The organism is Paenimyroides baculatum, from assembly GCF_008629655.1.
Taxonomy (GTDB): Bacteria; Bacteroidota; Bacteroidia; order Flavobacteriales; family Flavobacteriaceae; genus Flavobacterium; species Flavobacterium baculatum.
The window spans coordinates 84,919-110,541 of sequence record NZ_VWSG01000008.1 but is presented as its reverse complement, the minus strand read 5'-3'; the positions used below and the strand labels follow the sequence as shown (position 1 = coordinate 110,541).

General features: G+C 35.1%; 21 protein-coding genes and 1 pseudogene. 18 read left to right on the top strand and 4 right to left on the bottom strand.

Features of this window, described 5'->3' with window-relative positions:
• Positions 1 to 22: 22 nt before the first annotated feature.
• Positions 23 to 1,999 carry a KUP/HAK/KT family potassium transporter gene (locus F0460_RS11485; RefSeq protein ID WP_150013350.1) on the bottom strand — a complete coding sequence of 659 codons (1,977 nt, stop codon included), beginning with the start codon at positions 1,997 to 1,999 and terminating at the stop codon, positions 23 to 25.
• Positions 2,000 to 2,247: 248 nt separating this feature from the next.
• On the bottom strand, positions 2,248 to 2,613 hold the full coding sequence (gene rnpA, locus F0460_RS11480) for a ribonuclease P protein component (RefSeq protein ID WP_150013348.1): 366 nt from the start codon (positions 2,611 to 2,613) through the stop codon (positions 2,248 to 2,250).
• A gap of 226 nt (positions 2,614 to 2,839) precedes the next feature.
• Between rnpA and F0460_RS11475 the strand changes: the two genes are divergently transcribed.
• From F0460_RS11475 to sufD, 9 genes and pseudogenes are all read left to right on the top strand, one after another.
• The gene (locus F0460_RS11475) at positions 2,840 to 3,697 is read left to right on the top strand and encodes an MBL fold metallo-hydrolase (RefSeq protein WP_150013346.1); all 858 of its coding nucleotides are present in this window, start codon (positions 2,840 to 2,842) and stop codon (positions 3,695 to 3,697) included.
• A gap of 67 nt (positions 3,698 to 3,764) precedes the next feature.
• Positions 3,765 to 5,402, top strand: a complete 1,638-nt coding sequence (locus F0460_RS11470) for a S8 family peptidase (RefSeq protein WP_150013344.1) — start codon at positions 3,765 to 3,767, stop codon at positions 5,400 to 5,402.
• Between the two features lie 71 nt (positions 5,403 to 5,473).
• The gene (locus F0460_RS11465; protein ID WP_150013342.1) at positions 5,474 to 7,363 is read left to right on the top strand and encodes a M1 family metallopeptidase; all 1,890 of its coding nucleotides are present in this window, start codon (positions 5,474 to 5,476) and stop codon (positions 7,361 to 7,363) included.
• Positions 7,364 to 7,548: 185 nt separating this feature from the next.
• Positions 7,549 to 10,155, top strand: a complete 2,607-nt coding sequence (locus F0460_RS11460) for a TonB-dependent receptor (protein ID WP_150013340.1) — start codon at positions 7,549 to 7,551, stop codon at positions 10,153 to 10,155.
• Positions 10,156 to 10,323: 168 nt separating this feature from the next.
• Complete coding sequence (locus F0460_RS11455; protein WP_124900297.1) at positions 10,324 to 10,653, top strand: HesB/IscA family protein; 330 nt, start codon at positions 10,324 to 10,326, stop codon at positions 10,651 to 10,653.
• 92 nt (positions 10,654 to 10,745) lie between these two features.
• Complete coding sequence (sufB, locus tag F0460_RS11450) at positions 10,746 to 12,194, top strand: Fe-S cluster assembly protein SufB (RefSeq protein ID WP_150013338.1); 1,449 nt, start codon at positions 10,746 to 10,748, stop codon at positions 12,192 to 12,194.
• A gap of 84 nt (positions 12,195 to 12,278) precedes the next feature.
• Positions 12,279 to 12,676: pseudogene (locus tag F0460_RS11445) on the top strand (four helix bundle protein).
• A gap of 67 nt (positions 12,677 to 12,743) precedes the next feature.
• Positions 12,744 to 13,481 (top strand): Fe-S cluster assembly ATPase SufC, encoded by a 738-nt coding sequence (gene sufC, locus F0460_RS11440; RefSeq protein ID WP_124900299.1) that lies wholly within the window; start codon positions 12,744 to 12,746, stop codon positions 13,479 to 13,481.
• An 81-nt stretch (positions 13,482 to 13,562) separates the two neighbouring features.
• Entirely contained in the window at positions 13,563 to 14,873 is a 1,311-nt protein-coding gene (sufD, locus tag F0460_RS11435) for a Fe-S cluster assembly protein SufD (RefSeq protein ID WP_150013334.1), read from the top strand.
• Between the two features lie 36 nt (positions 14,874 to 14,909).
• Here sufD and F0460_RS11430 read toward each other — a convergent pair whose 3' ends face one another.
• Entirely contained in the window at positions 14,910 to 15,239 is a 330-nt protein-coding gene (locus tag F0460_RS11430) for a DMT family transporter (RefSeq protein WP_150013332.1), read from the bottom strand.
• A 180-nt stretch (positions 15,240 to 15,419) separates the two neighbouring features.
• On the opposite strand from F0460_RS11430, the gene F0460_RS11425 reads away from it, so the two are divergent.
• The 7 genes from F0460_RS11425 (at position 15,420) to F0460_RS11395 (ending at position 21,203) form a co-directional block, all read left to right on the top strand.
• Positions 15,420 to 16,637 (top strand): aminotransferase class V-fold PLP-dependent enzyme, encoded by a 1,218-nt coding sequence (locus F0460_RS11425; protein ID WP_150013330.1) that lies wholly within the window; start codon positions 15,420 to 15,422, stop codon positions 16,635 to 16,637.
• 79 nt (positions 16,638 to 16,716) lie between these two features.
• Positions 16,717 to 17,133, top strand: a complete 417-nt coding sequence (locus F0460_RS11420; RefSeq protein WP_150013328.1) for a SufE family protein — start codon at positions 16,717 to 16,719, stop codon at positions 17,131 to 17,133.
• 4 nt (positions 17,134 to 17,137) lie between these two features.
• The gene (locus F0460_RS11415; protein ID WP_150013326.1) at positions 17,138 to 17,461 is read left to right on the top strand and encodes an SUF system Fe-S cluster assembly protein; all 324 of its coding nucleotides are present in this window, start codon (positions 17,138 to 17,140) and stop codon (positions 17,459 to 17,461) included.
• A 2-nt stretch (positions 17,462 to 17,463) separates the two neighbouring features.
• On the top strand, positions 17,464 to 17,973 hold the full coding sequence (locus F0460_RS11410; protein ID WP_150013324.1) for a DUF2480 family protein: 510 nt from the start codon (positions 17,464 to 17,466) through the stop codon (positions 17,971 to 17,973).
• Positions 17,974 to 17,992: 19 nt separating this feature from the next.
• Positions 17,993 to 18,847, top strand: a complete 855-nt coding sequence (locus F0460_RS11405) for a DUF3078 domain-containing protein (RefSeq protein WP_150013322.1) — start codon at positions 17,993 to 17,995, stop codon at positions 18,845 to 18,847.
• Between the two features lie 59 nt (positions 18,848 to 18,906).
• The gene (locus F0460_RS11400) at positions 18,907 to 20,739 is read left to right on the top strand and encodes a T9SS type B sorting domain-containing protein (protein ID WP_150013320.1); all 1,833 of its coding nucleotides are present in this window, start codon (positions 18,907 to 18,909) and stop codon (positions 20,737 to 20,739) included.
• Positions 20,740 to 20,774: 35 nt separating this feature from the next.
• Positions 20,775 to 21,203, top strand: a complete 429-nt coding sequence (locus F0460_RS11395) for a hypothetical protein (protein WP_150013318.1) — start codon at positions 20,775 to 20,777, stop codon at positions 21,201 to 21,203.
• 28 nt (positions 21,204 to 21,231) lie between these two features.
• On the opposite strand, the gene hflX is transcribed toward F0460_RS11395, so the two are convergent.
• Complete coding sequence (gene hflX, locus F0460_RS11390; RefSeq protein ID WP_150013316.1) at positions 21,232 to 22,458, bottom strand: GTPase HflX; 1,227 nt, start codon at positions 22,456 to 22,458, stop codon at positions 21,232 to 21,234.
• Between the two features lie 250 nt (positions 22,459 to 22,708).
• Between hflX and F0460_RS11385 the strand changes: the two genes are divergently transcribed.
• On the top strand, positions 22,709 to 23,635 hold the full coding sequence (locus tag F0460_RS11385; protein ID WP_150013314.1) for a PorP/SprF family type IX secretion system membrane protein: 927 nt from the start codon (positions 22,709 to 22,711) through the stop codon (positions 23,633 to 23,635).
• Between the two features lie 22 nt (positions 23,636 to 23,657).
• Complete coding sequence (locus tag F0460_RS11380; RefSeq protein WP_150013312.1) at positions 23,658 to 25,568, top strand: OmpA family protein; 1,911 nt, start codon at positions 23,658 to 23,660, stop codon at positions 25,566 to 25,568.
• Positions 25,569 to 25,623: the final 55 nt, after the last annotated feature.

Genomic DNA, 25,623 nt, shown 5'->3' with positions numbered 1-25,623 from the left:
TAAGCACATTGTGTTTGTAGATTTATTCTTTCTTGTCTGCTCTACGTTTTAATGGAATATCCGGCAGGTTTTTATTCAACAATAACGGATAATATTCAATTTTAACCGAACTGTTATCCAACCCAAAGGCTTTTTCTTCTGATAAACTTCTTCTGCGGATAAAGGCATAACAATCTAAAATGAATTTTTCGTACCAAGGCAGATCATTATCAAACGATACTACTTTTTCAATAATAATGTATTTATGATCGGCAGTAATCTGGTTTTTTCGTAAGGAATGATACGTACTTAATCGGTTAAATTCACCGCACATGCTTAAATCTTCTAATACCTTTTTAAACAACGGACTTATTTTTGGCGCGATACGGAATCCTAAATAAAAATCGACACGCATAATTTTATCCGAAAATTTCTTAATCTGATATTCCATTCCGTAAGGTTCATCAATCACGTTTACATGCAGCATCCAATACACATCGGCACGCTTTGGTCGTTTGTAAAGTATCGAATAAATAACCTTCGATTCAATCTCGTTCTTGTTGTGTGCGTTCGTCAGATAAATTAAATTGTTAGAATACTGCGGAATACTTTCGTCGTTACTTAAATCTTCAATAACGCTGGTATAATCGCTTAATTTTACAAATTCGGTATAATTTTTACGGATGCGCTTACCTAAAAACCAAATCGTCATTACAAAAGCAATAGCACCGGCTACAATCAGTGAAACGTATCCACCGTGATGAAATTTATCAATATTCGCTATAAAGAACGATACTTCAATAACGCTGTAGATTAATACAAACGCCACAATGATCAACTTATTGAATCGTTTTAAAATCATGTAATAAGTAAGCAGAATGCTGGTAGCAATCATACACATGATAATTGCCAAACCGTAAGCAGCTTCCATATTGCTCGATTCTTTAAAGTACAACACCACCAAAATACAGCCGATACACAAAATCCAGTTGGTTGATGGTATGTAAAGTTGCCCTTTTATGTTTGATGGATATTTAACCAAAACACGCGGCCACAAATTCAATCGCATAGCCTCGTTAATCATAGTAAACGATCCGGTAATTAACGCCTGCGCTGCAATAACAGCAGCTAAAGTTGCTACAACAATACCTATTGGAATGAACCATTCGGGCATCATTAAATAAAACGGGTTTTGAATAAACTCTACACCGTTATCAAATGTTTTTAGTTGAATGTTGGTGTGCGATAGTAAAAAAGCGCCCTGTCCCAAATAGTTTAAGGCAAGAGTGGTTTTAACAAACATCCAGCTTAAACGGATGTTCTTAATACCACAATGCCCTAAATCGCTGTACAAGGCTTCGGCACCTGTTGTACATAAAAATACAAAGCCTAAAACGTAAAATCCTTCCGGATGTTCGGTTAACAGCAAATAGGCATAATATGGGTTTACCGCTTTAAGAATTTCAGGTACTTGGGTAATCTGTAAAAGACCTACGCCACCTAACATTAAAAACCAGATCAACATAATAGGCCCGAAGAATTTACCTATGGTTTTGGTTCCGTAACTTTGAAAGAAGAACAAAACCAAGATGATTCCTATTACAAAGGGAATTGTCTTTAAATCGGGATAATAGATTTTAACACCTTCCAGTGCCGATGAAATAGAAATAGGCGGCGTAATAAAACCGTCGGCAAGCATGGCGCTACCACCAATAAGCGCCGGAACAATCAACCACTTTTTCTTGAGTTTTTTTACCAAGGTGTACAACGAAAAAATACCACCTTCGCCTTTATTGTCGGCTTGTAACGTTAGCCACACGTATTTAATGCTGGTTTGCAGCGTAAGTGTCCAGAGTACGCATGAAACGGCTCCGAGCACTAAATTTGAATTAATGGGTGAGTTCCCAAAAATTGCTTTCATTACGTATAATGGCGATGTACCAATATCTCCGTAAATGATACCTAACGTTATTAATAAAGCACCTGCGGTTACCTTATTAACGCTGTGTTTTGCTTCCACTTAAAATAGGAATTGATTAAAATAATTGTTGTTTTCTGTCGGTTTTCTGTTGATATTCTATTTCAAAACAGATTCAATTATCAAACTGACAAAAAGTTGCCAAATGTATAAAATTTGCTTATACTAAAGTACTAAAATTAAATTTTTTAAATGTAAGGTAATTATTGTTTTTTGAAGAGAGTGTTTTTGTGATTATTTGAAGATGAAAATAGGGCTACTAACAAAGAATCTAATGATTGATTTTTCGATCAATTCTTCTCAACAAACTTCTCAAAAAGTTTTTTGGTTTTCTCTTCAATTTCTTGGTAAGTCAGTCGTTCTTTAGTTTGATAAAAGAACATCATAACATAAGGTTCTTTTAAATCGTTCAGTAGCAATTCTTTGTTTAAACGGTAACATTCACGCAAAATACGCTTAAAATAATTACGGTCAACCGCTTTTTTAAAGTACCTTTTAGAAACCGAAACACCCATTTGCAATGGAACATCTAAATCTTTTACAGGCACGTAAACCAATCGTAGCGGATATTTCGTAACCGTACGTCCTTCCGAAAAAAGCAGATCAATATACTTTTTTCTTTTCAGTTTTTCGGTTTTTGGATACGTATGGTTCATAAATCAGTACTATGTGGCAAAAATACTGTTTTGTATCGGTTTTAAAACAATTAATTAAAAATTTACCACATAGCTAATTAAGCTACTATAATAATTTATAAGCTTTCATAGTGAGTCTCAAACCTATAAAATTACAAAACCTATGTGTCTATGTGGTTTAAAAAAGCTGTGGTAAAAACTAAAAATTATTCCTATTTTTACTAATTCATAAAAAAACAGAACAACAATGAAACTTCATGCCATTGAAGCAGGTAATTTTAAGTTAGACGGCGGTGCTATGTTTGGTGTGGTTCCAAAGGTACTTTGGAATAAAACCAATCCTGCCGATGCCAATAATCAGATTGATCTTGCCGCACGCTGCTTGTTGATTGAAGACGGCAACCGATTGATTTTGATTGATACCGGTATGGGCAACAAACAGAGTGACAAGTTTTTTGGCTTTTACAATATGTGGGGCGATTTTGATTTAGAACAATCCTTAAAAGAAAAAGGTTTCAGCAAAGACGATATTACCGATGTATTTTTAACCCATCTGCATTTTGATCATTGTGGTGGTGCCGTTTCTTGGAACGACTCTCGCACGGGTTACGAACCTACCTTTAAAAATGCAACGTATTGGAGCAACGAAAACCATTGGGATTGGGCTACAAAACCAAATCCGCGTGAAAAAGCATCGTTTTTATCAGAAAATATTTTGCCGTTGCAAGAAAGCGGTCAATTGAAATTTGTACAGCCGAATTCAAATCCAAACGAAATAATATCAGATATTAACTTCGGTGTTATGTTTGTAGACGGTCATACCGAAAAGCAAATGATTCCACATATAAAATATCAGGACAAAACCATTGTTTTTTGTGCCGATTTATTACCAACTGCCGGTCACATTCCATTGCCTTATGTAATGGGGTACGATACTCGACCTTTATTAACCTTGGGCGAAAAAGAACAGTTTTTAAAGAATGCTGCAGCTAATAATTATTATCTGTATCTGGAACACGATGCACATAACCCAATAATTACCTTGCAAGAAACCGAAAAAGGCGTCCGTTTAAACGAGGTTTTTTCTATTAACGATATTTTATGATATTGATTTGTAACATATCCGTTTTTTTAATACCAATTAATTAGAATAAAATTTAAGATTATATCAAATGAAAATCAACAAATCTATTTACTTATCAGCTTTAGTAGCTTTAGCCCTAACCAGCTGTAAAACGGCACAAACATCTTACTTACAAGATTTAAGTGCGTTAAAACCAATTGAAAGTGCAGACCAGTTACCAACAAGAAAATCAGCTTTAGCAGAAAGTAGTTTACAACGTTGGAGTCATTTGGATGTACTAAAAGATACCGTTCCGGGAATGTCTGTTGATCGTGCATATCAGGAAATCATTAAAGATAAAGCAGGTAAAAAAGTAATCGTAGCGGTGATTGATTCTGGTATAGAGGTTGATCATGCCGATTTAAAAACACAAATGTGGGTAAATCCTAAAGAAAAAGCAGGAAACGGTAAAGACGACGATAAAAACGGATATACTGACGATATTCACGGGTGGAACTTTTTAGGTGAAACCAATGAAGAGCAGTTAGAATTAACGCGTATTGTTTCTCGTGGCGATGACGGATCTGCTGAATACAAGCGTGCTGTTAAAGAATTAGAAGAAAAACGTGCAGAGTTAGAGCCTTTAAAAGCGCGTTTGGCATCAATGCAGGAAGTACATGATAAAGTAGCTAAATATGTTAAGAAGGAAACTTTTACTAAAGCAGATTTAGATAAAATTGGTGCTGATGCTCCTGCTGATATCGCAAAAGCTAAAAACATGGCATATGCATTGGTATCAGGTGGAAAAGAAGCAAACGAATATTTAAAAGATTTTGCAGGATACGTTAACGGTCAGTTGGATTATAACTTAAATCCAGATTTTAAAGGACGTAAAACGGGCGATGATATTTTTGATATCAACGATAAAATCTACGGAAATAGCGATGTAATGGGAGATCGCGACCATGCAAAACACGGAACACACGTTGCAGGTATCATTGCACAAACACGTCACAACAATATTGGTGGCGACGGTGTAGCATCAAACAACGTAGAAATTATGTCGGTTCGTGCGGTGCCAGATGGTGATGAGTACGATAAAGATATTGCTTTGGCAATTCGTTACGCAGCAGATAACGGTGCAAAAGTAATCAACGGAAGTTTTGGTAAATATTTTGCGCAAAACAGCCAATGGGTTATGGATGCAATTAAATATGCAGAAAAGAAAGATGTGTTAATCGTTGTAGCTGCCGGTAACGATGCTATGGATTTAAACCCAGCAACTGGTGAAGAAATCAAACGTTACCCTAACGACCGTATCGAGGGAACTAAAACCGAAATCGCTGATAACTTTTTAGTAGTTGGTGCATTAAACCCTTCATTCGGCGAAAAAATGGTAGCAAATTTCTCTAACTTCGGTAATGTAGATGTAGATGTTTTCGCTCCGGGTGTTAAAATTTACGCAACAGTTCCTCACGGAAAATACGAATATTTACAAGGAACATCAATGGCATCTCCAAATACGGCAGGTGTTGCAGCAATGATTCGTTCGTACTATCCAAAATTAAAAGCAGCACAGGTTAAGAAAATCATGATGGATTCTGGTGTAGCTGTTAACAAACAAGTTATTGTTTCGGGCGATAAAGATGACAAACGTAATTTCAAAGATATTTCTACTTCAGGGAAATTCGTAAACCTTTACAACGCTTTAATCATGGCAGATAAAGTTTCTAAAGAGAAAAAATAATATTAAAACAAACTAATTAAACCATTTGGCAGCTTTAAACAAGTTGCCTTTGGTTTTTTAATTTAATGCTTATGAAAAAGTTTTTACTTTTACTGATTGCAGTATCAACCGCCGGATATGCACAGCATAAAAACCCAAATCCGGGTTACTGGCAGCAGCACGTTGATTATAAAATGGATGTTACCATGGATGTTGAAAAATTTCAATATTCGGGAACACAAGAATTGGTTTACACCAACAATTCTAACGATACCTTAAAAAAGGTTTTCTACCACTTATACTTTAATGCTTTTCAGCCGGGAAGCGAGATGGATGCTCGTTTAACTTCTATTTCCGATCCAGACAGTCGTATGGTAAAATCGTTTAAAGGTCCAGATGGAAAAGATAAAAAGCAAAGCAAAATATCAGAATTAAAACCGAACGAAACCGGTTTTTTAAAGGTTGATGAATTAAAGCAAAACGGCGTACTTTTAAAAACAAAAGTTGTTGGGACAATTTTAGAAGTTGAATTGGCGCAACCGTTGTTACCAAAGTCTAAAACAACTTTTAGTATGAAGTTTAACGGACAAGTGCCTGTAATGGTGCGACGTGCCGGAAGAAATTCCGATGAAGGTGTAGCGTTATCAATGACGCAATGGTATCCTAAAATGGCAGAATTCGATTTTGAAGGCTGGCATGCCGATCCGTATATTGGACGTGAGTTTCACGGTGTTTGGGGAAATTTCGATGTAAAGCTAACTCTGGATAAAAAATACACGGTTGGTGCATCGGGCTACTTACAAAACAAAAACGAAATTGGTCATGGATACGAAGATCAAGGTGTAAAAGTGGAAGTTCCTAAAAAACAGAAAACACTAACCTGGCATTTTGTAGCACCAAATGTACACGATTTCGCTTGGGGAGCCGATCCTGATTTTATCCACGATAAAGTTATGGGTCCAAACAATGTAGAGCTACATTTCTTCTATAAAAACGATGCTTCCATCAAAGAAAACTGGAAAAAATTACAACCTGAAACGGTTAAGTTGTTAGAATTCTTCAATAAAAATATTGGCGAATATCCGTACAAACAATATTCTGTTATTCAGGGTGGCGATGGCGGTATGGAATACGCAATGTGTACTTTGATTACCGGAAAACGCAGTCTGCCAAGTTTAATTGGCGTTACGGCGCATGAGTTGGCACACATGTGGTTTCAGCATTTACTGGCTACAAACGAAAGTAAACATGGTTGGATGGATGAAGGTTTTACATCGTTTATTTCAGATTTTGCCGTGAATAAAATCATGGATAAGAAAAATCAGGAAGATGCAAATCCGTTTCAGAGCATGTACAACAATTACAACTACATGGTAAAAATGGGTGGCGAACAACCGCTTTCTACGCACGCCGATCGTTTTGACGATAATATGAATTATGGAATCTCGGCTTACACAAAAGGTGCTGTTTTTATTACGCAGTTGGCGTATGTGATTGGTTGGGACAATACTTTTAAAACATTACAACGTTTTTATTCTGATTATAGATTTTCACACCCAACACCTAACGATTTTAAACGAACTGCCGAACGTGTTTCGGGCGCTGTGTTAGATTGGTATTTGGTTGATTGGACACAAACCGTGAACACCATAGATTACGGTATTAAAAATGTTGATGTTAAAGGGAACGAAGCAAACATCACTTTAGAGAGAATCGGGCGTATGTCAATGCCTATTGATCTGGTAGTTGTTTACAGCGATGATTCAAGCGAAAGTTTCTATATTCCGAATACGTTGATGCGTTGGTCAAAAGACAATCCATATCCAAACATTAAACGTACCGTTTTAAAAGGCTGGGATTGGGCTTACCCAACATTCGATTTTAAATTCGATACAAAAGGAAAAAAAATAAAGGCAGTAGTAATTGATCCATCTCAATTAATGGCAGATGTAGATCAGGCAAATAACTCAAAAGAACTTTAATAAAACGCAGCGAAAAATCGCTGCGTTTTTGTTTTAGGCTTGTTCATATTACTTAATTATTAAGCAATTTCGGTAGTATTGCAAATAGTGTTACCAAATAATCATATAAGCTTTAACTAATACCCCAACGGTTTTTTGCTGTTAATCATTACTGTAGTTTAGCTGAAAAATTTAACTACATTACAATGAAAAATCGTCTAGGCACATTGGCTTTGTTTGCATTATTTGCAAGTACGGCTTCATATGCGCAAAACAAATTATCGGGTGTTGTTTACAATACAGCAAGTAACACAGCTTTGTCTGGAGTAGAAGTATATGTAAAAGGAACTTCAGATGGTTTTGTAACCAATCAAGATGGATCTTTTACCATAACTACCAACTTAACTCAAGGTGAAATCGAAGTTTCTTCAATGGGCTTTGTGTCAAAGACCATTACTTTTAGTTTTGATACAGCTACCGAATTAAACCTGGGAACCATCTATTTAAATGAAAGTACAGAATCGTTAAACGAAATAGTTGTAATGGCTCGCGGAGTTATTGATGTTGCCGAAGGGCGTAGAACACCAATTGCCGTGTCAACCATAAAAGGACCAGAGATCGAAGAGAAAATCGGTTCACGCGATATTACCGGTGTAATGATAAACACGCCATCGGTTTACGTTACAAGTGAATCAAGCGGATTTGGTGATACGCAAATGTACACACGCGGTTTCGATCAGTCTAATACAGCTTTCTTATTAAACGGTCAGCCGATCAACGGAATGGAAGATGGTAACATGTACTGGTCTAACTGGTCTGGAATGGGCGATATTGCCAATGCAATTCAAATTCAGCGTGGTTTAGGATCGTCAAAACTGGCAATTTCATCGGTTGGTGGAACCGTCAACTTTATTACCAAAGCAACCGAAATGAAAGAAGGCGGATTTTTAAAAGCAGGCTTGGGTAACGATAATTATTTTAAATCGACTGTTGGATACAGCACCGGTTTGCAGGAAAATGGTTTTGGTGTAACAGCAATGTTATCTCATTGGCAGGGTGATGGTTATAACGATATGACTGCCGGACAAGGACAAAATTATTTTATTTCGATGGGATACAAACCAAACGAAAAACATAATTTCAACTTCTTGATTACAGGCGCACCACAATGGCACGACCAAAATTTCGCAAAAAGCATCAGCAGTTATCAAACTTTTGGCTTAAAATACAACAACAACTGGGGTAATGTAAACGGCGAAGCGCTTAATGACAGAAGAAACTATTACCACAAACCGGTTTTAAACTTAAACTGGGATTGGAAAATAAACGAGCTGTCTAACTTGTCAACAGTGGTTTATGCATCATTCGGACGCGGTGGTGGAACAGGACCAATTGGTTCGGCAGGACAAGCGTTGCCAGACGGTACTAAAAACCTTCAAGCTGCGTACGATACCAATGTTTTAGCAGGAGAATCAAAATATGCAATTCGTGCATCTGTAAACAATCATGCATGGTACGGAATGGTTTCAAATTTCGGACATAAATTCACTGATAATCTATCTTTTAATTTAGGTGTTGATTTACGTTCTTATCAGGGAGAACACTTCCGTCAGTTAACCAATTTAATGGGCGGATCTTATTTAATCGACAATACTTCAACTCGTTTACGTGATCCAAATGCGCGTTTAACAGAGACATTTTCTACAAATCCTTGGAAAGTATTGTCTGGTTTCGCAAAGAATCCGGAAGATAAATACGGATATGATTATTCTGAAACCATTAATTATGGTGGATTATTTACACAGTTAGAATATGCAACCGATCGTTTTTCGGCGTTTTTTCAAGGGGCAGTTTCTAATCAATCGCACGTTCGTGTAGATCCTTATCAATATACGCCTCAAGAAGAAGAATCAGAAAAGGTTTCTAACGTAGGCTATAACGTAAAAGGAGGTGTTTCTTATAATATCGATAACAAACACACCTTTTTTGGTAACGCAGGATACTATTCGCGACAACCATACCACGACAATATTTATATGAGTTTTGGTAACACGGTGAATCCTTTCTCAGAAAACGAAGAAATTTTAGGCTTTGAATTAGGTTATAAATTTGTATCAGAATTCGTATCGTTCAACGTAAATGCTTACAAAACAACTTGGGCAAACCGAATTGAAAGTGAAGTAAAAATAGTTGGCGATAACGATCCTGATTATCCACAATTAGCAGGTCAACAATTGTTTACTATTAATCGGGGTTTAGAAAATGATCATCAAGGTGTCGAATTAGATATTCAGGCAAAACCATTATATAATTTAGAAGTAAAAGGTTTTGCATCTATTGGTGACTGGCGTTATAAAGGTAATACGGTAACAGAAGTTAGAACAGAAGATCGCGAAATTTTAGAAACATCTACAAACGATATCGATGGCGGTAAAGTAGGTAATGCAGCACAAACATCATTTGGTTTAGGTGCTAAATACAAAATTTTACCAAACTTATCTATCGATGCTGATTATCGTTACTACCAAAATCTGTATGCGAATGTGCAACGAAAAGAAAATCTGGAATTGCCATCTTTCGGGTTGATTGACGCGGGTGTATCTTATGCATTAAACCTAACAGATAAAAACCGATTAAGTTTCCGCGTTAACGTAAATAACTTGTTCGATACCGAATATATTTCCCAATCAAATACAGCAAATATGTTAACTGGTGCCGAAGGCGAAACAGCCTATAAAGGCATAAACACAACCAACCAGGTTTACTTTGGTTTTGGGCGTACATGGAATGCATCAATCAAGTTTACATTCTAAATCTATCTGCTTTTAAATATTTTATTTTTAGCCACTCCGTTTTCGCGGAGTGGTTTTTTAGTATAAATTCAATTTATAGATGTATAAGTTATAATATTGTTATTAATATGATAAAAATCATATTTTGTACCTATCTTTGCAGTTAGTAAAATTTAAAACCCGAAAATCATGATAAAAGTATCAGAATCGGCTGCAAGAAGAGCTAAAATGTTGATGGAAGATGACGGCTTAAACCCAGAAACAGCCTTCATTCGTGTAGGAGTGAAAAGTGGTGGTTGCTCAGGATTGGAATATGAACTAAAGTTTGATGAAAATGCTTTAGAAACAGATAAAATTTTTGAAGACAGTGGCGTAAAAATCGCTGTAGATAAAAAAAGTTTTCTGTATTTGGTAGGCACAACTTTAGAATTTTCAGGCGGTTTAAACGGTAAGGGATTTGTTTTTAACAATCCTAATGCAGCCAGAACATGCGGTTGCGGAGAGAGTTTTTCTCTTTAAAAAGTATAGTTTTTAGTTTCAGGTTTCAAGTCTAACGTTTAACGTTCAAAAACTTTAAGCCTTAAATCTTAAACTACAATTCAAAACTTATTATGAGCAAATACACAGAAGAAGAATTAAAAAAAGAATTAGAAACAAAGGAATACGAATACGGATTTTATACTGATTTAGAATCTGAAACGTTTCCTGTGGGTCTGAATGAAGATATAGTTCGAGCGATTTCCAAGAAAAAGGATGAGCCCGAATGGATGACCGAATGGCGTTTAGATGCTTACCGCATTTGGCAAGGAATGACCGAGCCTACTTGGGCAAACGTAAAGTATCAAAAACCCGATTTTCAGGCAATTTCGTATTATTCTGCACCAAAACAGGTAGATCCTAATAAATCTATTGACGATGTGGATCCGGAATTGCGTGCCATGTACAAAAAATTGGGAATTTCTTTAGAAGAGCAAAAACGTATGAACAACATTGCAATGGATATTGTAGTTGATTCGGTTTCTGTTGCTACTACTTTTAAAGAAACCTTGAACGAAAAAGGAATTATTTTCTGTTCGATTTCTGAAGCTATTAAAGAACATCCAGAATTGGTTCAAAAATATATTGGATCTGTTGTTCCAAAAACTGATAATTATTATGCGGCATTAAACTCGGCTGTTTTTTCAGACGGATCTTTCTGTTACATACCAAAAGGCGTTCGTTGCCCAATGGAATTATCAACTTATTTCCGTATCAATCAAGCAGGTACAGGTCAGTTTGAACGTACTTTGTTAATTGCCGATGAAGGATCGTATGTTTCTTATTTAGAAGGATGTACCGCTCCAAGTCGTGACGAAAATCAATTGCACGCAGCAGTTGTGGAGTTGATCGCAATGAACGATGCCGAAATTAAATATTCAACAGTACAAAACTGGTTTCCGGGCGATAAAGACGGTAAAGGCGGTGTATTCAACTTTGTAACAAAACGTGCCATAGCAGAGAAAAACGCCAAGGTTTCGTGGACACAGGTTGAAACAGGATCGGCAGTTACATGGAAATATCCTTCGTGTATCTTAAAAGGCGATAATTCGGTTGGCGAGTTTTACTCAATTGCTGTAACCAACAATTATCAGCAGGCAGATACCGGAACTAAAATGATCCATTTAGGAAAAAACACCAAATCAACCATTATTTCAAAAGGAATTTCGGCAGGTAAATCGCAGAATTCATACCGTGGATTGGTGCAGATTGGTTCGCGCGCAGAAAATGCCCGTAACTTTTCGCAATGTGATTCTTTGTTAATGGGTAACGAATGTGGTGCGCATACTTTTCCGTATATCGAATCGAAAAATTCAACAGCCAAGTTAGAGCACGAAGCTACAACAAGTAAAATTGGCGAAGATCAAATTTTCTACTGTAATCAGCGAGGAATTCCAACCGAAACGGCAATTGCCTTAATCGTAAACGGGTTTTCACGCGAAGTTTTAGATAAATTACCAATGGAATTTGCTGTTGAAGCTAAAAAACTATTAGAGATTTCGTTAGAAGGATCGGTGGGGTAATTTTTTGTTTAAGGTTTAAAGTTCAATGTTACAAGATTATGTAAACTTTAAACCTTGAACACAACAAACTTTAAACTAAAAATTATGGCTACAATAAAAAGATTTGAAGATTTGAAGATTTAGAAATTTGGCAAGAAGCAAGAAATCTTTCTAAACAAATCATAAGTATTGCCAAGCATACAGAATTAAAGACTGATTATAGGCTTAAAGAGCAAATAAAATCAGCATCAGGTTCTGTAATGGATAATATCGCAGAAGGTTTTGAGCGAAATGGAAATATGGAATTTAGACAATTTCTTTCTATAGCAAAAGGCTCGGCAGGAGAAACAAGATCTCAAATTTATCGTTTATATGATAATGAATATATAAATAAAGAAAAGTTAGATTTTTTAGTTTCAGAATATGAAAAATTAAGCGGTAAAATAAATAATTTTATTGCGTACTTAAATAAAAACGATTTTAAAGGAACAAAGTTTCAATAATAATATAAATAAGGTAGTAAGTCTAAAGCTTCAAAACTTTAAACTTTAAACTTTAAACTTTAATCAAATGTTACAAATTAAAAACTTACATGCCTCTGTAGAGGACAAAGAAATATTAAAAGGAATTAATCTGGAAGTAAAAGCTGGTGAAGTTCATGCAATCATGGGACCAAACGGTGCGGGTAAATCAACCTTATCGTCTGTAATTGCTGGTAACGAAAACTTTGAAGTTACACAAGGAGAAATCATTTTAGAAGGTGAAGATCTTGCAGATTTAGCTCCGGAAGAACGTGCACACAAAGGAATTTTCTTATCGTTTCAATATCCTGTTGAAATTCCTGGTGTTTCTGTAACCAACTTTATGAAAACGGCAATCAACGAAACGCGTAAAGCAAACGGTTTGGAAGACATGCCTGCAAACGAAATGTTGAAGTTGATTAAAGAAAAAGCAGAGTTGTTGGAAATCGACCGTAAATTTTTATCTCGATCTTTAAACGAAGGTTTTTCGGGTGGAGAGAAAAAACGTAACGAAATCTTTCAAATGGCAATGTTAAATCCTAAAATCGCTATTTTGGACGAAACCGATTCTGGTTTGGATATCGATGCTTTAAGAATTGTATCAAACGGTGTAAATAAACTGAAAAACGAAAACAATGCGGTTATTGTAATTACGCACTACCAACGTTTGTTAGAGTATATCGTTCCTGATTTTGTTCACGTTTTGCACGATGGAAAAATCGTTAAAACAGGTGGTAAAGAATTAGCACTTGAGTTAGAAGAAAAAGGATACGATTGGTTGAAGTAATTAGTTTAAATGGTTTAAAGTTCAATGTTTAAGGTTCAAACTTTAAACAAAACAAACTTTAAACTTTAAACAAAGCAAATAATGGATTTAAAAGAAAAATTATTATCATCATTTTTAGCATTTGAACAAAAGGTAGATATAAACTCAACCTTGCACGATGTGCGTACCGATGCTTTAAAGGTGTTCGAAAATAAAGGATTTCCTACAAAAAGAGAAGAAGCTTGGAAATACACGTCGTTAAATGCCATATTGGCAAACGATTTCAATATTCTTCCTAAAAACGAAACAGCTGTTGATTGGAAAGACGTTAAAAAGTATTTTTTAAACGATGTTGATACCTATAAAGTGGTTTTTATCAACGGTGTTTTTTCATCGCATTTGTCATCAACCACGCACGATGGTTTAGATGTTTGCTTAATGTCGTCGGCATTAACAAAGCCTAAATACAAAATGGTTATCGACACGTATTTTAATCAGATTGCAAACAAAGAAGACAGTTTAACGAATTTGAATACGGCATATTCTTTAGAAGGAGCCTACATCAATATTCCTAAATCGACTGTGGTACAAAAACCGATCGAGATTTTGTATTTCACAACCGGAGCGTCAAACTTTGTTCAGCCAAGAAATTTGGTAATTGTAGGCGAAAATGCACATGTTCAGATCATCGAACGCCATCAGTCTTTGTCAGAATTGCCAATGCTTACAAACAGTGTAACCGAAATTTATGCTGCAAAACGTGCCATTGTTGATTATTACAAGTTACAAAACGATTTACTGACTGCTGATTTGGTTGATAATACCTATATCGAGCAAAAACAGGAAAGTCGCGTATCCGTTCATACTTTTTCGTTTGGTGGAAACATCACCAGAAACAATTTGAATTTCTATCAGCGAGGTGAACGTATTGATTCTACTTTAAAAGGAATTACTATTATTGGCGAAAAACAACATGTGGATCATTATACATTGGTGAGCCATGAAGAACCAAACTGTGAATCGCATCAAAACTATAAAGGAATTTATGATGATAGATCAACCGGGGTTTTCAACGGAAAGATTTATGTAGATAAAATCGCTCAAAAAACCGATGCTTTTCAGCAGAACAACAATATTTTACTGACAGATAAAGCTACCTTGAACACCAAACCGCAATTAGAAATTTTTGCCGATGATGTAAAATGTTCGCACGGTTGTACCATTGGTCAGTTAGACGATTCTGCGATGTTCTATATGCAGCAGCGCGGTATCCCTAAAAAAGAAGCCAAAGCGTTGTTGATGTATGCGTTTACCGATGAGGTTTTAAAATCGGTTGCCATTCCTGATCTGCAATTGAAACTTCAAAAACTAATCTCAATGAAACTGGGTGTTAACATTGGGTTTGATATATAGAAAAAATTAAAAAAGACTTCTGAAAAGAAGTCTTTTTTAATGTGCAGAAACAGCTTTTAATCCAATGATAGATCCAATAAGCGTTGTAATAAAAAACACGCGCCAAAAAGTAGCAGGATCTTTAAAAACAAGAATTCCTACAATTACAGTTCCCACTGCTCCAATACCTGTCCAAACAGCATAAGCCGTTCCAAGTGGCAATGTTTCGGTAGCTTTCATTAACAAGCCCATGCTTATAATTAATGAAATTACAAAGCCTGCATACCAGCCGTAAGCTTCGGTTCCCGATAATTCTTTGGCTTTTCCTAAACAGGTTGTAAACAGCACTTCGAATAATCCGGCAACAATTAAAATAATCCAACTCATGATTTAAATTTTATTGATACAAAGGTCTGAAACTTCAACGCGTTTTCCTTTTACAAATGATAAAATAACATGTAAATAAATCGATAGTTTTATTTACAACCATTCTAAATTCCAATTTCAATCTTTCTTTCGTCTGATTTAATATTAGTATCTTTGTATAAATTTTTTTTAGAAGTTTCTATGAAGTTCGATATAAATAAAATACGAAGTCAGTTTCCTATACTTCATCAGCAGGTGAACGGAAAACCGCTGGTGTATTTTGATAATGCCGCTACATCGCAAAAACCGCAAGTTGTTATTGATGCCGAAGTAAAATACTACAGTGAAATCAATGCAAACATACACCGTGGCGTGCATCATTTAAGTCAGGTTGCAACCGATGCTTATGAAGAATCACGCATAAAAATCCAAAAACATATCAATGCTAAAAATAGTTTCGAAGTTTTGTTTACATCAGGCACAACCTTCGGAATAAATCTGGTAGCAAACGGTTTTGGTCAGATCTTAAAACAAGGCGATGAGGTAATTGTTTCGCATTTGGAACATCATTCTAACATTGTGCCTTGGCAGTTTGCGTGCGAACGCTCGGGTGCGACTTTAAAAGTGATTCCAATGTTGCAGAATGGTTCTTTGGATATGGAAGCGTATCAAAACCTGTTGACAGAAAACACCAAAATTGTTGCGGTTAACCATATATCAAATGCGTTGGGCGTAGTGAATCCCGTAAAATTTATTATAGAAAAAGCACACCAAGTAGGTGCTGCCGTTTTAATCGACGGTGCACAGGCAACACCACATTTAAAACCCGATGTTCAGGAGCTGGATTGCGATTTCTACGTTTTTTCGGGTCATAAAATTGGCGGACCAACCGGAACAGGAATTCTGTATGGAAAAGAAGCGTGGTTAAACAAACTGCCGCCGTATCAGGGTGGTGGTGAAATGATCAAGGAAGTTACTTTTGAAAAAACTACTTACGCTTGTTTGCCACATAAATTCGAAGCCGGTACACCAAACATTGCTGGCGGTATTGTGTTGGGCGTTGCAATTGATTATTTAAACGAAATTGGTTTTGATAACATTGCGGCTTACGAACAGGAATTGTTAGATTACGGAATGCAACAGTTAAGTAAGTTGGAAGGAATTGAATTTTATGGAACAACGGCAGAAAAAGCATCGGTAATTTCATTTAATTTTAAAGGAATTCATCCGTACGATGTCGGTGCAATTATTGATAAATTGGGAATCGCCGTTCGTACAGGGCATCACTGTGCACAACCCATTATGAATTATTTCGATATTCCCGGAACCATTCGCGCATCGTTCGCATTTTACAACACCAAGGAAGAAATTGATGCAATGATCGAAGCGTTGAAAAAAGCGCAAATGATGTTGCAATAGTAGGTAAAGTCTTAACGTCAAATGTCGAAAGTCTCTAAAACCTTAAACCTTAAACAAAAAAAACGTTAAACAAGAACAAATGACAATTAAAGAAATACAGGAAGAAATAGTAGATGAATTTGCAATGTTCGATGATTGGATGCAACGTTACGAATACATCATTGAACTAGGGAAATCACTTCCTTTAATAGAAGATCAATATAAAGTAGAAGAAAATTTAATCCGCGGATGCCAGTCAAAAGTATGGTTACACGCCGAAAAAAACGACAATAAAATTGTTTTTACTGCCGATAGCGATGCAATTCTTACCAAAGGAATCATTGCTATTTTAATAAGAACGTTTTCAGATCAAAAAGCGGTCGATGTAATGAATGCCGATACGTCTTTTATCGATGAAATCGGACTGAAAGAACATTTGTCGCCTACGCGTGCCAACGGACTGGTATCAATGCTAAAACAAATAAAATTATATGCAATCGCCCTTCAAGCCAACTGATGATATGGAAGAACAAATAGATGTAAACGACTTAGGTGAAAATATTGTTAGAACCTTAAAAACAATATTCGATCCCGAAATTCCGGTTGATATTTACGAATTAGGATTAATTTACGACGTTTTCGTGAACGAAAATTACGACGTAAAAATATTAATGACACTGACCTCACCAAACTGCCCCGTTGCAGAAACATTGCCAATGGAAGTGAAAGAAAAAGTAAGCTCTATTAATATGGTGAAAGAAGTAGAGATCGAATTAACGTTTGATCCCCCTTGGGAAAAAGACATGATGAGCGAAGAAGCAAAACTGGAACTTGGAATGTTATAAAAATGGAAGATGAAATTGTAAATAAAGTAGCACAAAGCAGTTTGGTAATTTTCGATTTAGAAGATTATTATCCTGCCGAAGAACGTGTTGTTTTAGATATATCGCAATGGCTTTTTCAAGGATTCATTCTAAAAGAAAAAGAATTTAGAGATGCCTTGAAAAATTTCGATTTTACCGTTTATCAGGATAAATTGGTAGCGTTAACCTGCACAACCGATGCTATTTTACCATCGTGGGCATTCATGTTGGTATCGTCGTATGTGCAACCGTTCGCAAAAACAGTCGTTCAGGGATCGTTAGATCAGTTAATGATTACCTATTATCAGCAATTAATTGATAAGTTAGATTTTTCTGCTTACGATAATCAGCCGGTAATTATAAAAGGATGTTCTAAAAAACCAATTCCAGAAGAAGGTTACGTTATGGCAACTCAAAAAATGATAAATCACGCACGATCTATCATGTTTGGCGAAGCTTGTTCCGCAGTGCCTATCTTCAAAAGAAAGAAATAGCAATTAAAAAAAATAGACTATGAAAAAGATTATTTTATTGAGTGCATTTTTAATCAGTCAGATTTTTTATGCACAAACCGAAACTGTTCAAGTTGTAAAAGATACTACCTATTGGATTAAAAAAGGAACAATTGCTGTTTTGGGTAGTCAGTCAAGTTTTTCACAGTGGCAAGCTGGTGGATCTAATAACCTAGCAATTAATGGTTCGATAAATTACGATATCAACTACAAAAAAGATGATTGGGTTTGGGATAACAAGTTTATCGCCATGTACGGTATCAATAAATTAAAAGGCGAAGAACAGAGAAAAACTGATGACCGATTGGAAGTTAATTCCATCTTGGGGAAAAAAGCCCAAGGTGAATGGTACTACTCTGCTTTTACCAATTTTAAAACACAGTTTGATACGGGTTTGAACCCAAAAGATGAAACCGAACGTATTTCGCATTTTATGTCGCCGGCTTACTGGCAAACAGGTTTAGGTATGCTTTGGAAAAAGAACGACAATCTAAAAGTGAACATAGCACCGGCAACCGCACGTTTTATTTTTGTACACAAGCATTTCACAGATTTTGGTGAATCGTTTGGTGTAGAGCAAGGAAAGGATGTTCGTTTTGAAATGGGTGCAGCAGTAAATGCATACTATAAAGTACAGGTAATGGAAAACTTTACCATTGAAAATATTTTAAACCTTTACAGTAATTATTTAGAAGATCCGCAAAATGTTGATATTGATTATCAATTAAACGCAGTATTAAAGGTTAACAAGTATATTTCTACAAATTTAACATTTCAGGCATTGTATGATGACAACGCATATAAAGGCTTTCAAACACGTCATACTTTAGGTGTAGGATTAAATTATATGTTTTAATTTTGTTTTTGTAAAGTATTTGTCTAAATTTAACGAATTATTATATTAATTTAATCATTATGTTTAGAAAAATACTCTTCTTTCTGCTCTTGTCTACAGTAAGTGTATCAGCTCAGGATAATAGTGACCCAGGTCCAACATGTTTTGATGTTAAAATACTACCTGAAAATAACCCTTATTACCTAGAAAATACAGATCAGTATGTAGTTTGTGTAGATCAAAAAGTTACAATTACTCCAACGATAAATGCACCTATACGCCGTACCAATATGTACGATGTAGAACAAATACCTTTTAATGCATATCCAACAACAGGTACAGATATTCCTTATAGTACTGTAGTTGATATTAGGGGAGATAATGATATTAATTTACCATTTAAATTTTGTTTCTTTGATCAAACTTGGGATAGAGTATCTGTTCATTCAAATGGATATCTATCATTCACAGATGGTATTAACCATAAAATTGATACTCCTCAAGGTGGTAATACTCCTTCGTTTACTATTCCAGCAAATGCAGGCGGTGTTACTAATACTGTTATGTTTTGGAAGCATACTCACTGGATGACAGGAATGCAGGGTGCTGTGAGGTATGCTGTTTACGGTGAAGCTCCTTGTAGGGTTTTTGTAGTTACTTATTTTGATCAATTAGCTTTTCAGTTGGATCCACTTGCATGCCCTACTAATTTAATTCCGCCTCAAACACATCAAATTGCATTACACGAAACAACAAACTTTATAGACATAATTGTTACACAACATAATGGTTGTCCGTTAACAAATGATGGACTGGCAATTTTGGGAATAAATAATGCTAATGGAACACAGGCTTATACTGCACCAGGAAAGAACTTACAAATATTTGATATAGTTCAGCAATCTTGGCGTTTTACTCCAAGTGGGGAAAATATGTATAGAATGGAATGGTTGGTAGACGGAAATATTGCGAGTAACAACGAAGGTCCTTTTGATGTTGTAATTGATAAACAAAAGATAATAACTGCACAAATAATTCCATTTGATTGTGAGGGAGAAGATATAGATGAAATTGATAAATATGAAGTGAGGTTTAGACCTGCTATTGATTTAGGCGATATAGAATTAGAGCGTTTAGTAGTTTGTGATAAAAATCAAAATACTTACAATTTAAATGAAATTGCACAAATGGTCAAAGATGGTCAACCCGATGTTAGCCCTGAAGAGTTGGCTAAATTGAAGTTCCTGTATTATCCGACGGAAGATGATGCTATAAACAAAACAAAACAAATCACAAACCCAAGAGAATATCCTATAGAAATGGGTGAGAATGAATTCTATGTTAGGGTTGAAACAGAAATAGCAGATTGTTTTGAAATTGCAAAAGCAGTAATTATTAAAGCACCTGTTGAAGTTAAAACTCCTACAGATATAAATTTGTGTAAAGAATATACATTACCTGTTTTAACTGATGATGAATTTTACTATAAATTAGAGCGATTAGATGAAGATGCGAAATTTGTAGTAGAAACAATGCCTCAGCCATCTGAGAATCAATTAATAAACAGAGTTGGTTATTACCGAGTTTCTATAAAGAAAACTAATGAATATGGTTGCGAAAATGTAAAATCCTTTCTTTTGTTTGTAGAGAATTGTAGTTTTCCCAAAGGAATTTCTCCTAATGGCGATGGTGATAACGATTATTTAGATCTAACATATAACAATGTGGTAGAATTAAAAGTATTTAACCGCTACGGAAAAGTAGTTTATGAGCACGGAAAAGGATATAAGAGACAATGGAGTGGACAGGATTCTAGTGGGAAAATCTTACCTTCTGGAACCTATTTTTTAAACGTAAAAACTAAAAACTACGAATACCAAGATTGGATACAATTAATGTATGAGGTGAAATAGTTGATAACCTTTAATTTATTTAAACAATGATTAAAATGAAAAATATAATATATATATTATTTTTAATTGTGTCTACAAATACATTTGCACAATCAGAAATAGTTAATGATGAATTGTTCTTAAAATACGAAAAAGAATATTTAAGATATTTAAATAGTAGGGATGCACAATACTTACAAAAATTAGATGAAGATGAAGCTTCTTTTTATAAGATGTTTAAAGAACCAAAAGCGGTTAGAAGTTTCAAAAAAAATAAAGATCCGCTAAAATGGTTAGAAAAAAATATTTCTAAAACAAATTTTACTAATGCTGTTCAAGCAAAAAACAATTACAATGATTTAATAGTTTTGAAGAATAAACTAAATAATGAAGGTAAATTGGCTGTTGAACTGCTTAATGATCTTGTAAAAAAATATGATGCTGCTTTAATATGGAAGACCTTAAAAAGCAGATTGCCAAAATAAAAAAAGAGGAACTTAAGTTCCTCTTTTTTTATTCTTCTGTTGCATCGTTTTCGGTGTATTCCGGATATAGGAAATTGTTGTAAGGAAAACGGGTAATATGAATCTGTCTAACAGCTTCGTAAACCTTATGGCGTAATTCTTCAAAATTGTGTTTCTCTGTTGCAGATATAAATACGGCATTGTTTTCACCCACTTTATTCATCCACGTGTTTTTCCACTCGTTAATAGAATAATGTTTAGAGGTACGCTCAATCGTTAAATCTTCTTCATCGAATTTATCGGCTTTGTAAGTGTCAATCTTATTAAAGATCATAATGGTTTCTTTATCATCGCTTTTAATATCCTTTAAAATTTGATTTACCGATTCAATATGATCCTCAAATTCAGGATGCGAAATATCAACCACATGCAATAATAAGTCTGCTTCGCGCACTTCATCTAAAGTCGATTTAAAAGATTCTACCAGCTGTGTAGGCAGTTTTCTTATAAAACCAACAGTATCAGAAAGTAGAAAAGGCAGGTTTTTAATCACCACTTTACGTACGGTAGTATCCAAAGTAGCAAATAATTTGTTTTCAACAAAAACTTCGCTTTTACCCAAAGCATTCATTAAAGTAGATTTTCCAACGTTAGTATATCCAACTAACGAAACACGAACCATAGCGCCGCGATTGCTGCGTTGTACTGCCATTTGTCTGTCAATGGTGCGGATTTTTTCTTTTAACAAAGCAATACGGTCACGCACAATTCGACGGTCGGTTTCAATTTCGGTTTCACCAGGTCCGCGCATACCAATACCACCACGCTGACGTTCTAAGTGCGTCCACATTCCGCTTAAGCGCGGTAATAAATACTGAAACTGTGCCAGTTCAACCTGTGTTCTTGCGTACGACGTTTGTGCACGCTGCGCAAAAATATCCAAAATTAAATTGGTTCGATCTAAAACCTTACAGTCTAACTGGCGTGATAGATTTTTTTGTTGAGACGGTGATAATTCATCGTCAAAGATCAACGTATCAATCTTGTGTTCTTTAATATAAAGTTCAATTTCTTCTAACTTACCTGTTCCTACAAATGTTTTAGGGTTTGGTTTATCCATTTTTTGCGTAAACCTTTTTACCACTTCACCACCTGCGGTTTGTGTTAGAAACTCCAACTCATCTAAATACTCCTGCAGCTTTTCTTCTGATTGATTTTGGGTAATAATACCTACCAATACAGCTTTTTCATAGTTAATTTCTTCTTTTTCCAGCATTTTGTTTTTTGTATAAGATTATATTAGGTTTATTGCAAATTTATTAAATTACACTGTAATAGTTTACTGTAAGATAGTGCGATAGTTGTTTTTTTTTAAATATTGAAAAAAATCTTGATTATATTAAATTAATATTGTTATTTTAGTAATTTCTTAACAGAGGGTGTTTTGAAAGAAATAAGCAAGCATGTTTTATGTTGAAAAAAATTAAAAATTATCTTTGTAACATTGAAATATAAATTTGTCCTTTATGAAAATAAATAAAAGTATTGTTGCGGTAGTTTGTATTGTACTTGGAAGTTTAAAGGGACTTGCCCAGCAAGATCCTCATTACACACAGTATATGTACAATCAAAGTATCTTAAACCCGGCCTATGCAGGTATCAATGATTATATGTCTACGGGTATATTGTACAGATCACAATGGATGGGTGTAGAAGGTGCTCCACAAACAGCAACTGCATTTTTACATACTCCTGTAGCTAAAAATCTAGGAGTTGGATTATCTTTTATGAACGATAATATAGGTCCGGTTACCGAAAACTCTGTTAATGTAGATGTTTCTTATACTATTCGTTTAGGACAAGGACACAGTTTGGCATTGGGTGTAAAAGGTGGTGCTACTATGCAAGAAATAGGTCTTTTTAGTAAAATTAATGGAACTTTACCTGATAAAAGCGATATTGTTTTTTCAGAAGACAGCAGTGAAACTTTGTTTAATGCGGGCGTAGGTGCTTTCTATTTTACTAATAAATATTATGCTGGTTTCAGTGTAACAAATCTATTAAATAATACTTATTTAGAAAAAAATAACAGAAAGTTTGGTTCAGATGTAGCTCACATGTTTTTAACTGGTGGATATGTGTTTGATATCAACAAAGAATGGAAATTTAAACCATCAACCATGTTAAAAATGGCAACGGAATCACCAGTTTCTGTTGATCTTTCTGCAAATGCCTTGTATGACGAAAAATTAGAGTTTGGTGTAACATATCGTTTGCAAGATTCGTTCGGTGCTATGGTAAACTATAGAATAACACCAAAATTAAGAGTTGGATATGCTTATGATTATATCACATCTGACTTAAATTATAACACAAGCGGATCTCATGAAATAATTCTTTTATTTGATATTTTCTACAAGAAAAAAGTATCAAGTTCACCACGTTTCTTCTAACATTATCTGCTAAATAGTAATTATGAAAAAAATATACTTATCTCTATTATTAATAGGTTCCTTATATACAGCGCAAGCACAAAACACTGCCTTCATTCACAATGCAGAAGAGCGTTTAAAGCATGCCGACAATTTATTTAAAAGATACGAATTTGTTGAAGCTGCAGAGCATTACAAAAAATTGGTGCGCGGAGAAAAAACAGATAGTTATGTTGTTTTGCAATTAGCAGAAACCTATTATAATTTATTTAATACGGTAGAATCTGCAAAATGGTATGCAAAGGCAATTGAGTTGAATCCAAATCAAGACGCAGAAGTTTACTACAAATACGCGCAAATGCTTAAGGCAAGTGGGCGTTACGATACTTCTAATAAAATCATGAAGAAGTTTTCTGATTTAAAACCGGAAGATTCTCGTGCTATTGATTATTTACAAAATCCTGATTATATCCCAGCGCTAAGAAGCCAGGAAGCTTTGTTTACCTTTGAAGATAGTAGAATGAATCATTCGCAGTTTTCTGATTTTGGTGGAATTTTAACTGCAGATAATACTCTTTATTTTGCTTCTGCCCGTGATGAATCTAAAAAGAAATACGGTTGGAACGATCAACCTTTCTTAAACGTTTATGCGGCAACGTATGTATCAGACGAAGATAAATTTAAAGACATTAAACCTGTTGATGAATTAAATACAAAACATCACGATGGTCCTACAACTGTAACGGCAGATGGTCAAACCATGTTTTTTGCTACAGAAAGTTTCCGTGGTGGAAAATATGAAAAAGACAAGAAAAACCGTTTAAAGAAAGGTAAAGTAAGTGTTTACCGCGCAAAGTACAGTGGAAAAAAATGGAAAGATATTGAGCCTGTTCCATTCAATTCACCTGATTACATGGTAAGTAATCCTGCTGTTTCTCCAGATGGTAAAATGTTGTATTTTGCTTCTGATATGCCAGGAACGGTTGGTGATATGGATATTTGGCGTGTAGCTTTAAATGAAGACGGTACTTACGGAACCCCTGAAAATATGGGAACAATCGTTAATACCGAAGGCCGTGAATCGTTTCCTTTTATTTCAGACGATGATAAATTGATCTTTGCATCAAACGCACATAAAGGTTTTGGTGGATTGGATTTATATATGTTCGATTTGACTGATCCTAATGCAAAAGTTCGCAATATTGGTGATCCAATCAATACAGCAAAAGACGATTTTCACTTATCATTCTATACAGATAAAGGCGTAGGTTTCTTATCTACAAACCGCGTAGGTCGTGACGATATTTACAAAGTTCGCCCGGTTTGTGTTACCGAAATGGTAATTACGGTGAAAGATCAAAAAACAGGTGCAATTTTAAAAGATGCACAAGTGGCGATTTTAGACTACGATAAAAACGTAATTGAAACACGTTTTACAGATTCTTACGGAATTGTACGTTATGATACCGACTGTAACAAGGTTTTTGCTTTACAGGTAACTTCTGAAGGTTATGAAAGTAAAGATGTTGAATTACAGAAATGGGGAGATGGTAAATATCCAATCGATGTTGAATTACGCCCAATTGAAATGATTGTAATTGACAAGAAAATCATTTTAGGTGATGTATATTTTGAATTTGATAAAGCGAACATTACACAGCAAGGTGCGTTTGAGTTGAATAAACTAGTTCAAATCATGCAACGTAATCCAGGTATGAAAGTTAAAATTGAATCGCACACTGATAACAAAGGTAGCGATGTGTATAACTTGAAATTATCAGATGAGCGTGCACGTTCAACAATGCAGTATGTGATCTCTAAAGGAATCAACGGCTCTCGTTTACAAGCTCGTGGTTATGGTGAAAGTGTACCAAAAGTTGATTGTGGAACGGGTTGTACACCAGAGCAGGATGCAATGAACCGTCGTTCAGAATTCATTATTACTCAAGAATAATTTTTACAGATTATATAGTTAAAAAGACCTCATTTATTGAGGTCTTTTTCTTTAT